1 protein-coding gene is annotated in these 365 nt (G+C 47.9%); it reads right to left on the reverse strand.

All coding sequences use genetic code 11. The features are described 5' to 3' along the window. A partial coding sequence (locus CYR55_RS23210; protein ID WP_146001061.1) for a hypothetical protein occupies positions 1-264 on the reverse strand: 264 nt, incomplete at its 3' end. Positions 265-365 lie beyond the last annotated feature (101 nt).

The following is a 365-nucleotide window of genomic DNA, read 5'->3' on the forward strand; positions in this document are numbered from 1 at the left end:
GGTGACCGCCTCACACACCGCCTGCCACAACTTCCTTTCGGTGAAAATATCCCTGGCGGCGGCAATGGGAATATAGCTTAGCTCGCACCGGGTTTCAGCAATAAAATAGTGGCCGGTGTTTTCATAAATGGCATTCGCCAGGCCCAGGATCGTTCTTTCGATATTGACTTTGACATACAGATCATTATCTCCCCTGACCATCGACATGGTGCCTTTTTTCAGCAAGAAGATATAGTTAATGCCCTGGCGGAAATCCAGCGTCATGCCTTTTTCAAGGGCAAAAGAAAAAGATTTTGGCTCGAGGGCGTTAAATATCTCTTTGACTGACGAGGGTTTGCGGAGCCTGGCACGGTCTGTTTTAATAC

Source organism: Chimaeribacter californicus, assembly GCF_002858675.1.
GTDB lineage: Bacteria > Pseudomonadota > Gammaproteobacteria > Enterobacterales > Enterobacteriaceae > Chimaeribacter > Chimaeribacter californicus.